The sequence below is a fragment of the Enterobacter sp. BRE11 genome, assembly GCF_031844285.1.
GTDB lineage: Bacteria > Pseudomonadota > Gammaproteobacteria > Enterobacterales > Enterobacteriaceae > Pantoea.
In genome coordinates, this window is the sequence record NZ_JAUZUX010000009.1 from 164,775 (window position 1) to 178,445 (window position 13,671).

A 13,671-nucleotide genomic window follows, 5' to 3' on the forward strand; every position below is an offset into this window, starting at 1 on the left:
TTTTCAGGATGGTAGCAGAAGGCGACACTTCAGATGAGCGATAAATCACGAGGAAGCGACCATGAGCACCACACTCGACAAAGAGAACCTTCAGCAGGCGTCGCCAAAGCTGGCGGAGATAACCCACAGCCTGCTGTTTGGCGATATCTGGCAGCGCGACATTCTGACGCCGCGCGAACGCAGCCTGATTACCCTGGCCTGTCTGGCCGCGCTGGGGCGCGAGAAACAGCTCGGCTGGCATATGCGCTTCGCCGCTGAAAACGGCCTGAGCCGCAGCGAACTCAGCGAAGCCTTTACGCATCTGGCGTTCTATGCCGGCTGGCCTGCCGCTGTGACTGCGCTGCACTATTTACCTGAAGAAACGTTGCCTGAAGACGATCGGGCCGAGGAGAAAACATCATGCCGCTGACCCGCATTACGCTGTGCGATGGCACCAGCGAGGCGCGCATCGCGCACATTTCCGACATCCTCCACCGCACGCTGGTCGAGACCTTCGACGTTCCGGCGCATGACCGGTTTCAAATCGTGGAGAAGCTGCCTGCAGCGCAGCGCATTTATGACCCGCACTACCTGAGCGGCGGACGCAGCGACGATTTCATCCTCTTTACGCTGCTGGCCGGAAAGCCGCGCTCGACAGCGCAGAAGGCGGCGTTCTGCCGCACGCTGACACAGCGGCTGGCCGCACAACTCGCTGTCCCACCCGACGACGTGATGATAGTGATCCAGTTCAACACCGCAGGCGACTGGAGCTTCAGCAAGGGCGAAATGCTCGCCGGGGAGGCGCGATGATCCTGATGCACTACCGCTTTACGCTGCCCGCCGATTACGACATGGCGATTATCGAGCGGCGCATCGCGGAGAACGGCGCAAAGCTCGACGGCTTTCCCGACCTGGTATTCAAGGCTTATCTCTATGCGCGACGCGATGAGGGTGCCAGGGCGGACAGCTACGCGCCGCTCTATCTCTGGCGCGACAGCGCCGGAATGATCGACTTCCTGCAGAGCGCTGGCTTCGCCAGGCTGACGGAGGATTTCGGCTGGCCAGTGATGCAAAGCTGGCTGGGGGTGAAAACGCCGCCGGTGGCCACGCTGCTCGACGCACACTTTGCGGCGCTGCGCCCTATAGCGATCTTGCCGCAATAGACTCTGGTGCCGCGCTGGTGGGCTGGGATATTTCGGCCCAGTCGCTGCTTCAGGTCGATTTTGCCGCTGATGCAGGGGGGCCGGGTGAGCACTACCGCATCGACTATCTCGCACTCGGCGATCCTGCTATGCGAGACGCGGTAACATCCTGAAAGAATAAATTTAACATCTTTAGCACCGCCGCCGCCGCACGCAGGATCTGCTCGCCTACGCTAAAAAGAATAAGCACTGGAGAGCAAGGTCGTATGAAAAAACAAAACAGTAGTATGGGTATTGCGCCTTATGGCGGTTCGGCAGGCGGCTGGGGCGCGCTCAAAGCGGTAGCGGATGCGATTCGCGGCCAGATGTCCGTTAAGCAGGATGTGATTGCGCTGTTCAAAGTTAACCAGCCGGAAGGGTTTGACTGTCCAGGCTGCGCCTGGCCCGATCCGCAGCACCGCTCCTCGTTTGAATTTTGCGAAAACGGCGCCAAAGCGGTCTCCTGGGAGGCGACCAGCAAGCGCACCACGCCGGAATTTTTTGCCGCGCACACCGTGAGCGAACTCTGGCAGCGCAGCGCCCTTGAGCTGGAGGGCGAAGGGCGTCTGACCCACCCGATGAAATATGACGCGGCCAGCGATACCTATCAGCCCATCGAATGGGAGACGGCGCTGAACGAAATCGGCGCGCTGCTGCGCAGCTATGAGGATCCCGACAGCGTCGAATTCTACACCTCCGGCCGCGCCTCCAATGAAGCGGCCTTTCTCTGGCAGCTCTTCGCACGCGAATATGGCACCAACAATTTTCCCGACTGCTCCAACATGTGCCATGAACCGACCAGCGTTGGCCTGCCGCAGTCGATCGGCGTCGGCAAGGGCACGGTGGAGCTGGAGGACTTCGATCACTGCGATCTGGTGCTCTGTATCGGCCACAACCCTGGCACCAACCATCCGCGCATGCTGGCGACCCTGCGCGACGTCTCGAAGCGCGGCAAAACCATCGTGGCGATCAATCCGCTGCGCGAGCGCGGCCTGGAGCGTTTTACCTCGCCGCAAAGCCCGATTGAGATGCTGTCGATGGGGTCGACGCAGCTGGCGTCCACCTATTACAAAGTGCGCGTCGGCGGCGACGCGGCGATGCTGAAAGGCGTGATGAAGACGCTGCTGTCGATGCATGAAAAAGCGCTGGCGGCGGGCGAGCCGGGCGTGATCGACGACAGCTTTATTAACGAACACACCGAAGGGTTTGCCGCGCTGAAGGCGGATCTTGAGGCGACGGAGTGGCCGCATATTCTGAAAGTCTCTGGCATGACGCTGGAGGAAATTCAAAATATCGCCCATCTCTACGCGGCGTCGGAGCGCACCATTATCTGCTACGGCATGGGCATTACCCAGCACCAGTATGGCACCCAGAACGTCCAGCAGATCGCCAACCTGCTGCTGATGCGCGGCAACATCGGCAAGCGCGGCGCGGGCATCTGTCCGTTACGCGGTCACTCCAACGTTCAGGGCGATCGCACCGTCGGCATCACCGAAATTCCGCCGCAGTGGATGCTGGACAATATCGAAAAGGTCTTTGGCTTTAGGCCGCCGCAGAAACACGGGCACGGCGCGGTAGCGGCGATACAGGCGATGCGCGACGGCAAAGCGAAGGCGCTGCTCTGCCTGGGCGGCAATCTGGCGGAGGCGATCTCCGATCCGCAGGTGACTTTCGAGGCGATGCGCAAGCTCGACCTGGTGGTGCATATGGCCACCAAGCTTAACCGCTCGCACCTGTTGCTCGGCAAGCATAACTATCTCTTCCCGGTGCTGGGCCGCACCGAGATCGATCGCCAGGCGTCGGGCGAGCAGAGCGTCACGGTAGAGGATTCGATGTCGATGGTGCACGCCTCGCGCGGCACGCTGAAACCCGCCTCGCCGCATCTCAAATCGGAGCCAGCGCTGGTCGCCGGGCTGGCGAAAGCGACGCTGCGCAACTCGCGCGTCGACTGGGACAAAATGGTGGGCGACTACAGCTTTATCCGCGACGCCATCGAGGCGGTTTTCCCCGGCTTCGACGATTTCAACAACCGCATTCTGACGCCGGGCGGCTTCCGGCTGCCGGTGGCAGCCTCGCAGCGCAAATGGCTGACGCCGAGCGGCAAAGCGCAGTTCAAAGTGATGCAGGGCATCAATGAAGATCCCCGCTCGCTAATCTGCCACGACCTGGTGCTGACCACGCTGCGCAGCCATGACCAGTACAACACTACGCTCTATGGCCTGAACGACCGCTATCGCGGCGTCACCGGTCGACGCGATGTGCTGTTTATGGCGGCGGAGGAGGCGGAGAAACGGCAGTTCCGCGTCGGCGATAGGGTGAATATGGTGGCGCTCGATCCGCAGGGTAACCGCACAGGGCGGCGTCTCGATAACCTCATGGTGGTGGTGTATGACATGGCGCCGGGTTCGGTCGCGGCTTACTACCCTGAGGCCAACGTGATGGTGCCGCTCGACAGTCACGATACCGAAAGCGGCATCCCGGCCTATAAAAGCATCCCGATAGCGCTGGAGCGATGCGAGGCGCCTGTAGAAACCTCAGGCGCGCTGCGCTAAAACGGCGTAGAAAAAAGGGAGGGGGGCCGCGTCAGCGGCCCTTTTTATTGCCGATATCATCCAGCACCGCCAGCGCGTCATCCGTCAGCGTCAACTCCGCCGCCGCCAGGTTTTCGCGCAGATGCTCCGGCGACGAGGTGCCAGGGATTAAAAGGATATTGGGCGAGCGCTGCAGCAGCCAGGCGAGCGCCACCTGCATCGGCGTGGCGTTGAGCTGCTGCGCCACCTGGGTGAGCTGGGTGGACTGCAGCGGCGTAAAGCCCCCGAGCGGGAAGAAGGGCACGTAGGGAATGCCCTGGGCGGCAAGCTTGTCGATCAGCGGGTCATCCCCGCGGTTGGCGAGGTTGTACAGGTTCTGCACGCAGGCAATCTCGGTAAGCTGCTGCGCCTCTTCTACCTGACGCGCCGTGACGTTGCTCAGCCCGATATGGCGGATGACCCCTTGCTCCTTGAGCGAGATAAGCGCTTTGAGCTGCGGCTCAAGAGAACCTTCTGCCGGTTTTTGCGGGTTGATCATGCTGCGTAAATTCACCACTTCCAGTACGCCGAGATCGAGATTGCGCAGGTTATCCTCTACCGCGCTGACCAGCTCGTCCGGCGAAAAAGCGGGCAGCCAGCCGCCTTTCTCATCGCGACGCGCACCCACTTTGGTCACGATAATTAAATCTTCCGGGTAGGGATGCAGCGCTTTTTTAATCAGCTGATTCGTCAGGTGCGGGCCGTAAAAATCGCTGGTGTCGATATGGCGAACGCCAGCGGCGATGGCGTCGCGCAGCACCTGCATCGCGCGCGCTTCATCTTTTGGCGGGCCAAAAACGCCGGGGCCAGCAAGCTGCATCGCGCCGTAACCGACGCGGCCGACCTCATCATCGCCCAGACGATAGCGAAGAGAAAGCTGAGACATAGTAACCTCCTGATGAAAGGGACTCAGTAAGTGTAATCGTTGCGGGCTGATTACGCGTCGGCAGGAGGCAGAGGGGGGAAGAAGCGGGCGGCCGCTCAGGCAGCCGCAGGCAGTTGCGGGTATAAATGGTGTACGCGGCGATCGGGCCCGCACAGCAGAACCGGATGGCCATCATTCAGTCGTGTCAGATAGTGCTGATGCAGCCTCTCTGTCAGGCCGGCGCCGCACCAGTAAAGATGGTGCTGGTGCGGGCTTATGGATGAGAGAAGGTCGCTGGAGGCACGCACTTCTACGCAGAAGCCCTGACCGCTGAGCCTGATCGCTTCCAGCCAGATATCGGTCTGGTTCTTCTCACTGACCTTTTCCAGCAGCAGCGGAATGGCGGCGGCGCGGGTGGCGTTGCGCGTCACGGATCCCGCATGGGTGATGATCAGCTGGTGAAAGCGTTCCATACGGCGGAAGGCACCTGCGCGCGTATCATGTTGCAGCCACTGATTGAGCGGCACTAACAGCCGTAATACGAAATCGTCGCCGGTAAAGTTGCTCGCGAACTTACGCAGCAGCACCGCCAGCGACTGCTCGCTGCCAAATTCGAGCTGCCAGAGCATGTCGCCACGACGAGCCGCCCAACCGCCGGTGCGCACAGGGTACGCGCCAGCCTGCGCGATTTTGATCTCACGCAGCGTCGCCCCCTGGCTTGTCAGGCGGGTCATCTCCATCACCTCCTGCAGCTGAGCATCAGTCCAGTCGGAACCGGATGGCTTTTTATGGATCAGGCCGCTTCGGTACCAGCGCTTCAGGTTATGAAGAGAGGAGCCTGATATGGCACAGATGGTTTCAGACGAATAGGTCATATGCTGTCCTTGAGCGGAGAGCGAGTAGCCACCGCCTGCGGCAGTGGATGAATGTACAGTCTGAACCTGTTGCCGTGAAATTGATACAGCATAAAATGTTGTTTTATTTGCCGTTCCGCTTAGTCACAGAGGAAGGCCCATGGAATTAGCCACTTATCCGTTAACGTAATGATATGTGAATATTTTGTTTAGAAAGGTGATTAGGTTGCTTAAAAGATAAACGCGGCGGCGATAAATATTTTTCCGGCGCGGATCCGCTTCGCCGTCTGCGCTGGAATGCCTCCATGTGCTTAACTTATTACAAGCATTTCAAAGAGGCGGGACATGAAACTAAAAAGGAGAAGCGAGCGGGCAACATCGATAAACCGTTCGCTACCCCAGAGCATCGCATTGGCCGGGCTGCTGCTGACGCTGGCGGTGACCGGCCTTAACCTGTGGACGATGCGCGAAGCCTGGCGCGACACGGTGATCCAGTCTGAACAGATGGCGGTAAACCTTTCTCTTTCTCAGGCGCGTCAGGCGGACGACACCATATTGCAGGCGGAGCTGTCACTGCGCGAAGTGCAGCATCAGCTGATAAGCGAAATCGCCACTGGCGTTAACGGCGGCGCCCTCAGCCAGACCATGCAGGAGCTGGCGAGCCGACTGCCCCAGCTGCATGGGCTGTTTTACTACGACGCCCAGGGCAAGTGGATCGCCACATCGGCACGGCAAATCCCGGCACACATCAATAACGCCGACCGCGAATATTTCCGCTACCACCGTATGAATGCGCGCGACAGCGTTCATATCGGTCCGGTGATCCGCAGCCGAAGCACTGGCGATCTGGTGATCCCGGTGTCACTGCGGGTCAACGACGCCTCCGGCGGTTTTAATGGTGTACTGCTGGCCACCATCCGCGTCGACTATTTTCGTCATTATTACAGCTACTATGAACTGGGGGCGCAGGATGTGCTGGTGCTGATGCTGGCGGACAGCACCGTCCTCTACGCGCGGCCGATGCCGGACAGCTATATCGGCAAAAATCTCTCCTCCAGCCACCTCTTTCAGACGATGCTCGCCAGTGCCGACAAGGGGAGTGGCCAGTGGCGCGCCGCGCTGGACGGCCAGGCGCGCATTTTCGGTTTTGCCCGCTCCGAGCGTTACGGGCTGGTGGTGGCGGCAGGCTACGATAAACAGAACCTGTTGCGAAGCTGGATTATAGGGCAGGTAGAGAATGTGCTGCTCGATCTGGCGCTGCTGGCGGGAATTGGCGTGCTTGGCGCCTGTATCCTTAGCCAGGTGCGACGCAGCCTGCGCTATCAGCAGGAGCTGACCCGCCTGCGCGATGAGCTGACGGCGGTGAATCTTTCGCTGGAGAATCTGGCGCATGCCGACAGCGTGACCGGCCTGGCGAACCGCCGCCAGTTTGACCATTTCCTGCAGCAGAGCCTGCTCGACGCGGCGGAGCACAACCAGCAGGTGTCGCTGATTTTGATGGATATCGACTACTTCAAGCGCTTCAACGATACCTACGGCCACGTGGCTGGCGACGCCTGTCTGAAAGCGGTCGCCAGCGCTCTGGCAGGGCTGCCGCTGCGCGGCAGCGACAAAGTGGCAAGGTACGGCGGCGAAGAGTTCGCCATTATCCTGCCGGGTGCCTCAGGATCGGATGCGCTGAACATCGCTAACGCGGCGGTGAAGGCAGTCAGCGCAAGCAATATTCCCCATGACTCCTCCTCCATCGCCGCGCACGTCACGCTGAGCGCGGGGTGCGCCACCTTTCTGCCCGAAAGCGAGCGTCCTGAACCTCAGGCGCTGATCGAAAAAGCAGACGAGGCGCTCTATCTGGCGAAGCATGGCGGACGCAACCAGGCGCGGCGCGGCGTCTGATCGCTACAGCGAGGCTGGCGCAGCGCAGTAGGTTTCCGCGATCTGCGCCAGCGGCTGAGGTTTGCCAAGGTAGTAGCCCTGCAGCCCGTCGCACTCCATCAGTTTGAGCTGCTCCATCTGCAAGGCGGTTTCAACCCCCTCTGCGGTCACGCTCAGGGCGTAGGCCTTGCCGAGCCCGACCATGTTCTCGACAATCTGCCGCGCCTGCGAAGAGTCGTTCAGCGGAAAGATAAAAGATTTATCAATTTTAATGCCGTCGAACGGAAAGGTGCGCAGGTAGTTCAGCGAGGCGTAACCGGTGCCGAAGTCGTCGATTAAAAACTTCACCCCCAGCGCCTTGAGCGCCTGCATCACCTCAAGGGCGGTTTCGGGATCCTGGAGCATGGCGTTTTCCGTTACCTCAATCTCCAGCCGACTGCTCGGCAGGCCGGTGGCATCCAGCGCGGCGCGAATACGCCGCGGCAGGCCTTTATCGCTGAACTCCACCGCGGAAAGGTTGACCGACACTGCCAGGCCTGGCAGGTCGCGGTGCGTGTCTTCGCAGGCGCGCAGCAGCACCCAGTCGCTCAGCGCGCCAATCAGCCCGGTCTCTTCCGCCAGGGGGATAAACTGATCGGGCATCAAGACGCCGTACTGCCCGTGATGCCAGCGCACCAGCGCCTCTACGGCGGTGACGCGCGCGGCTCGGACGTCGTAGCGCGGTTGCCAGGCGAGCTGCAGCTGGTTGGTGTGGATCGCCTCGCGCAGTTCGCGCTCCATTTCGCGCCGCTGTACGATCTTCTCTCCCATGTCACGCTGATAAAACACCCAGTTGTTGCGCCCGGTATTTTTCGCTTTATAGAGCGCGATATCCGCATAGCGCAGCAGCTCGCCAGGGTCGTTGCCATCCTGCGGCGCCAGCGCAATCCCCATGCTGGCGCCGATAAAGACGTCGCTACCGTTGATGGCGAAGGGCAAATTGATTTGAGCGATGATACGGCTGCACAACTCGCCGATCGCCTGCTGGCTGTGGATATCGGAAACGATCATCACAAATTCGTCGCCGCCGAGACGAGCGGTCATCCCGGCATCCTTGAGGCAGGCGTTAAAGCGCAGGGAAACCTCATGCAGCACGCTGTCGCCGGCCGCGTGGCCGTAGAGATCGTTGACCGGCTTAAATTTATCCAGATCGATCATTATCACCGCCAGCGGGCGATCGTTATGCAGCGCGTCGCTAAGCTTGCCCGCCAGGCAGGCGTTCATCTGCGCGCGGTTGGGCAATCCGGTCAGCTCGTCGAACTGCGAGAGATAGCGCACGCGCGCCTCGGCTTCCACCTCCAGCGTGACGTCGGTGGCGGTGCCGCGATAGCCTTTTTTCCCCTGCGGCAGGGTAACGGGACGCAGCGTAAGGTTGCAGAAACGGATATGCTGCTGCGCGGATCGGTAGCGGCAGCGCAGCAGCGTCAGCGGCTCGCCGGACAGTTCCCGCTGCGTCAGCCGCTGCGGGAGGTCACCGTCGTCGAGCAGAAAAGCGTGCAGCGGCTGCTGCAGCCAGTCCTGGCTATGGTAGCCGGTGACGGCGGAAAAACGTCCGGAGATCCAGGTAAAGCGCAGCTGCGCGTCCGCTTCCCAAATCCAGTCGGTGGTGCTCTCCGCTACGTCGCGAAAGCGCTGTTCACTCGCGGCCAGCGCCTGCTGGCTCTGCTCCAGCAGAAAAGTACTGACATCGCTATGGCGCGCTTTGCGCAGCGCGTTGCGCATCAGCATGCTGGCGCTAATAAACGTGGCGAACATCAGCAGCACCAGCAGCGGCAGCAGCCAGGTAAGCAGCGCGCCGCCGGGATTGTCGCTCTGCCATTTCAGCGTCACGGCACCGCCCAGCGCCGACGCGAGATAGCGGTCATGCTCGCCTGCGCCCTCGGGCGGCGCGTCGGCGTAGCTGAGTTTTTGTATGCCATACTCCGCGCCCGCGCTTTCCAGCTTGGCGGGCGTCAGACGATCGACAAAAATCATGATTGAGGGCGGACCCGCTGCTATTTTTACGCTGCTATCGCCGCCGGGGGTGATCCATGCGGCGCCGAGCAGCGCCAGCCCATCGCCCACGCGCACCAGCCGCGCTATCGCCTTGCCGTCGCTCTGCTGTAGCCGCTGCTTCAGCGCATTAAGCACATCCTCTCCCAGCCATGCCTGAAAGCGCTCGCGGCGCAGCGCGCCATCGAGCACGCTGTAGCGGGTTTCGCCATTGGGCGCGATGACGAATACGCCCTCATAGCCGAAAGTCTTGAACAGTGATTCACCCAGGTTCTGGTTGCGCCATGCCCAGTCGAGGTTCAGCGCGCGATGCAGGTTGTTATAGGCTTCGCCCCATTCGGCGTTATCGCTAAGGTGAAAGCGCATGCTCTCTTCGCGGCTGGCAAACGCCTTACCCAGCAGCAGCCCGCTGCGAAGATCCGCCTTATCATTCAGATCGTCGGCCACGCAGAACAGCGCGGTCAGCGCGGCGCAAAAAGAGAGGCCAAGCAGCACCAGCATAATGAGCATCGGTTTTCTGACCAGGCCGCGCGCGCGGCCGTCAGATGAAGAGTGAAAAGCGTAAGTCGTCATGGTTAATCGCCGCGCCAGAGATTCGATAAAGGGTATTCCAGATACCTCCTCTGGTTATCGGCAGCGAGGACGGCGAACTATAACGACACCATGAAGGAATTGTGACACGCCGGTGGGTGAACCGTTTCGTTGATTAAAACTAATAAAAGGCAGCGCGCTGCCGATGATAGCAAGGCTAAACCCTGCCTGATCGCATAAGGACAGGGACGCTTACCTTATGGAGAACAGGATGAACATTACCCAACGCCTGCTGCTGACCTTTTCGCTGCTATTTGGCGCGATTATTTTACAGGCCATACTGGCTATCTCACTGCTGTCCGGATTTCAGGATCGCTTCGAATATGTCCAGGCCAACGCCATTCCCTCAATTAAAGACATAGGGAAAAGGGTTGATGAGAGTAATCAGCTGGCTCTTCTGCTTTATAAGCATCAAAGCCAGACCGATGATACGAAGTTTGCAGGCGTGGAAAAAGAGATCGCCGCCAGCCTGGCGCAGATCAAATCGCAGATCGATGACTACATGGCTAACAATATCTCTAATGAGGAGGACAAGCGCCTGACCCGTGTCGCCTATGAGGATCTGCGCACCATTAGCGATCGGCTGCCCGCGTTTCTTGCCGCCTCACATGCGCACCAGGACAGCCTGACGCTCGGGATGATTGAGGGCAATGAGGGTATCGGCGCGGCAATACGCCAGTTGATTAACGATAACCAGAAGCAGCTGACGCTGAATATTAGCCTCAGCAATCAGCTGCGCGATACTAACCGCAGCCTGTTCACCACCGTGCTGTGGGCCACCATTGGCGGCGTCATCGCCACCGTTGTGCTGTTCGGGCTCTTCTCCGCCTTCACCATTCTGCGCATTCGCCGCAGCCTGTCAGCGATAGGCGATGTAATGACGCGCGCCAGCGACAATCTTGACCTGACGCTGAACGCCGATGAAAGCCGCCGCGATGAGATTGGCAATATGGCGCGCGCCTTTAACCATCTCATGCAGCGCGTCGCCTCGGCGCTCGCCTCGGTAAACCAGGCGTCGCAGTCGGTGAGCAGCGCCTCGGTGCAGATCACCGCAGGCAACGAAGATCTCTCTTCGCGCACCGAGCAGCAGGCGGCATCGCTGGAGCAGACGGCGGCCAGCATGACCGAACTGAGCGAGACGGTGCGCCAGACGGCGGATAACACGCGTCAGGCGAGCCAGCTGGCGGCCAACGCCAGCAGCCTCTCTGAGAAGAGCGGCCAATCACTGACCACGATGCTGGCGACGATGGAGAATATTCGCGGCAGCTCGCGCAAGGTAAACGATATTGTTTCGCTGATTGAAGGGATCGCTTTCCAGACCAATATTCTGGCGCTCAACGCCGCGGTAGAAGCCGCGCGCGCCGGTGAGCACGGTAAAGGCTTTGCCGTCGTGGCGGGCGAGGTCAGAAACCTGTCGCAGCGTTCAACCGCCGCCGCCCATGAGATCAAGGCGTTGATCGAAGCCTCACATCAGCTGACGGAGGCGGGCGCCGCGCAGGCGAGCGACGTAGGCCGCAATATGGAGGTGATGAAGGACGCGATCCGTCAGGTGAGCGATCTGGTCGGCGAAATCGCCGCTGCCGCGGTCGAGCAGAGCCAGGGTATTGCGCAGGTGCATCAGGCGGTCAACCAGATGGACGATGTGACGCAGCAGAACGCCGCGCTGGTGGAAGAGGCGTCGGCGGCGGCGCAGTCGCTGCAGGAGCAGTCCAGCACGCTGACCGCGCTGGTCGGCAAATTCCGCGTCGGCAACGATTACACCGCTGTCGCGCCGCGCGCGCCAGCGGTGCAGCCTTCGCCTCTGCGCACGCCTGCGCCGCAGCGCGTCGCAGTGCTCAATGAAGCGGACTGGCAGAGTTTTTAACGCGGGAAGAGAAAGTCGCTCTGATTCACGCCATGCAAACCAGACATCCGGAAGCGAACTCGCTTCCGGATTTTTATGCTTTTCTGGCGGCGCAGAAGACGGCCCCTGCTGGCGCTATTTTTTCTTATTGAGCATCGCCTGTAAGTCAGCGAAGGGGTTATAGGTGGCGGCGCCGATCTCTTTTTGCGCATCTTCTCCCGCCACTACGCGGGTGCCGTACTGATCCGCTTCCGTGTACTTTGAGTGTTCATGGTCGTGACAGTAAAGGCACAACAGCTCCCAGTTGCTGCCATCCTCTGGATTATTAGTGTGGTCGTGGTCGATATGGTGAACGGTCAGCTCGCGCAGGTTGGAGTAGACAAACTCGCGCGCGCAGCGCCCGCATACCCACGGATAGATTTTCAGCGCTTTCTCGCGGTAGCCGCTTTCCAGCCGCGCGTAGTTTTTGGGGATCAGGGCCATGTTCTTTGTTACCTGTGAAGAAAGATAAGAGGGGGGGAATGCCTGGCATTCGGTCGCCCTTGATGTCAGTCGTGAGCAAACCGCCTTTTTCTATCATAACCCTTTCCAGGCACCAAACGAGAAAATAAACTCGGCCGGGCATGCTGGCCAGCAGCGCAGCGAGTAGCGACCTTTTGTAGCGCGGTGCAGGGCATAGCCGTGATGAGAGACGACGCTACAGCGCGGGGGAAACCCTGGCGGGATTGACGTGACTGACGGCGAGGTAACGCAATAGTGCGATGGGCGAGGTTTTAGCCCGGCCAGGCGATCGAGAGCCCCCATCGCCCAACCGGACTGCCTGCTTAGGCAGAGATCGACTGCTTCACGACGTTATTTCGCCTGAAGCTCTCTTCTGACGATCTCCGCGCCCGCGCTCAGCGCACGAAGCTTGCCGTTTGCCACGTGGCGTGGCAGCGGGATCATGCCGCAGTTGGTGCAGGGGTAAAGCTTATCGGCGTCAACAAACTGCAGCGCCTTGCGCAGGGTAGCAGCTACCTCCTCCGGCGTCTCGATGATATTGGTCGCCACATCAATGGCGCCTACCATCACTTTTTTACCGCGAATCAGCTCGATCAGATCCATCGGCACGCGCGAGTTCTGGCACTCCAGCGACACGATATCGATATTCGATTTCTGCAGCTTAGGGAAAATCTCTTCATACTGACGCCATTCCGTGCCCAGCGTCTTTTTCCAGTCGGTATTGGCTTTGATACCGTAGCCGTAGCAGATATGCACCGCCGTTTCGCACTTCAGGCCCTCAATGGCGCGCTCCAGTGTGGCGATGCCCCAGTCGTTCACCTCATCGAAAAAGACGTTAAAGGCGGGCTCGTCGAACTGGATAATATCCACGCCGGCCGCCTCTAGTTCTTTGGCTTCCTGATTGAGAATTTTGGCGAACTCCCAGGCCAGCTTCTCGCGGCTTTTGTAGTGGGCGTCGTAAAGCGTATCGATCATCGTCATCGGGCCGGGCAGCGCCCATTTAATCGGCTGGCTGGTCTGCTGGCGCAAAAATTTCGCATCTTCGACGAAGACCGGCTTCTGACGGCTCACTTCGCCGACCACGGTCGGCACGCTGGCGTCGTAGCGATCGCGAATTTTCACAATCTCCCGCTTTTCAAAATCGACGCCGCTGAGGTGTTCGATAAAGGTGGTAACGAAGTGCTGACGCGTTTGTTCGCCGTCGCTGACGATGTCGATACCGGCCTCAAGCTGATCCGCCAGACACAAGCGCAGGGCATCTTTCTTGCCATCTACCAGTTCGCGGTCCTGTAATTTCCACGGTGACCAGAGCACCTCAGGCTGTGCCAGCCAGGAAGGTTTAGGCAGGCTGCCGGCGGTAGAGGTAGGTAATAACTTTTTCATA

Annotated in this window: 11 protein-coding genes; 6 read left to right on the forward strand and 5 right to left on the reverse strand. The window is 60.0% G+C overall.

The window, feature by feature from the left end; all coding sequences use genetic code 11:
• Positions 1 to 61 precede the first annotated feature (61 nt).
• The 4 genes from Q9R34_RS11510 (at position 62) to Q9R34_RS11525 (ending at position 3,712) form a co-directional block, all read left to right on the forward strand.
• Positions 62 to 409, forward strand: coding sequence for a carboxymuconolactone decarboxylase family protein (locus Q9R34_RS11510; protein WP_485893792.1), 348 nt, complete (start codon positions 62 to 64; stop codon positions 407 to 409).
• Positions 400 to 789: a tautomerase family protein gene (locus Q9R34_RS11515; RefSeq protein WP_485893794.1), complete on the forward strand. Its 390-nt coding sequence runs from the start codon at positions 400 to 402 to the stop codon at positions 787 to 789. The genes Q9R34_RS11510 and Q9R34_RS11515 overlap by 10 nt, the downstream gene beginning before the upstream one ends.
• Entirely contained in the window at positions 786 to 1,142 is a 357-nt protein-coding gene (locus Q9R34_RS11520) for a DUF4865 family protein (RefSeq protein ID WP_485893796.1), read from the forward strand. Before Q9R34_RS11515 ends, Q9R34_RS11520 begins: the two co-directional genes overlap by 4 nt.
• 245 nt (positions 1,143 to 1,387) lie before the next feature.
• Complete coding sequence (locus tag Q9R34_RS11525) at positions 1,388 to 3,712, forward strand: FdhF/YdeP family oxidoreductase (protein ID WP_485893798.1); 2,325 nt, start codon at positions 1,388 to 1,390, stop codon at positions 3,710 to 3,712.
• 31 nt (positions 3,713 to 3,743) lie between these two features.
• Here the strand turns inward: Q9R34_RS11525 and Q9R34_RS11530 are convergent, their stop codons facing one another.
• Both Q9R34_RS11530 and Q9R34_RS11535 read right to left on the reverse strand, forming a co-directional pair.
• On the reverse strand, positions 3,744 to 4,616 hold the full coding sequence (locus Q9R34_RS11530) for an aldo/keto reductase family oxidoreductase (RefSeq protein ID WP_485893800.1): 873 nt from the start codon (positions 4,614 to 4,616) through the stop codon (positions 3,744 to 3,746).
• Positions 4,617 to 4,711: 95 nt separating this feature from the next.
• Positions 4,712 to 5,470 (reverse strand): hypothetical protein, encoded by a 759-nt coding sequence (locus Q9R34_RS11535; RefSeq protein ID WP_485893802.1) that lies wholly within the window; start codon positions 5,468 to 5,470, stop codon positions 4,712 to 4,714.
• Positions 5,471 to 5,794: 324 nt separating this feature from the next.
• On the opposite strand from Q9R34_RS11535, the gene Q9R34_RS11540 reads away from it, so the two are divergent.
• Positions 5,795 to 7,342 carry a sensor domain-containing diguanylate cyclase gene (locus Q9R34_RS11540; RefSeq protein ID WP_485893804.1) on the forward strand — a complete coding sequence of 516 codons (1,548 nt, stop codon included), beginning with the start codon at positions 5,795 to 5,797 and terminating at the stop codon, positions 7,340 to 7,342.
• Between the two features lie 3 nt (positions 7,343 to 7,345).
• On the opposite strand, the gene Q9R34_RS11545 is transcribed toward Q9R34_RS11540, so the two are convergent.
• The gene (locus Q9R34_RS11545; protein WP_485893806.1) at positions 7,346 to 9,925 is read right to left on the reverse strand and encodes a bifunctional diguanylate cyclase/phosphodiesterase; all 2,580 of its coding nucleotides are present in this window, start codon (positions 9,923 to 9,925) and stop codon (positions 7,346 to 7,348) included.
• A gap of 229 nt (positions 9,926 to 10,154) precedes the next feature.
• Here Q9R34_RS11545 and Q9R34_RS11550 point away from each other — a divergent pair, with 229 nt between their 5' ends.
• Positions 10,155 to 11,807, forward strand: coding sequence for a methyl-accepting chemotaxis protein (locus Q9R34_RS11550; protein ID WP_485893808.1), 1,653 nt, complete (start codon positions 10,155 to 10,157; stop codon positions 11,805 to 11,807).
• A 114-nt stretch (positions 11,808 to 11,921) separates the two neighbouring features.
• Here Q9R34_RS11550 and yajD read toward each other — a convergent pair whose 3' ends face one another.
• Positions 11,922 to 12,269, reverse strand: a complete 348-nt coding sequence (gene yajD, locus Q9R34_RS11555; protein WP_434123750.1) for an HNH nuclease YajD — start codon at positions 12,267 to 12,269, stop codon at positions 11,922 to 11,924.
• A gap of 369 nt (positions 12,270 to 12,638) precedes the next feature.
• Positions 12,639 to 13,670 carry a methionine synthase gene (locus tag Q9R34_RS11560; RefSeq protein ID WP_485893810.1) on the reverse strand — a complete coding sequence of 344 codons (1,032 nt, stop codon included), beginning with the start codon at positions 13,668 to 13,670 and terminating at the stop codon, positions 12,639 to 12,641.
• Position 13,671 lies beyond the last annotated feature (1 nt).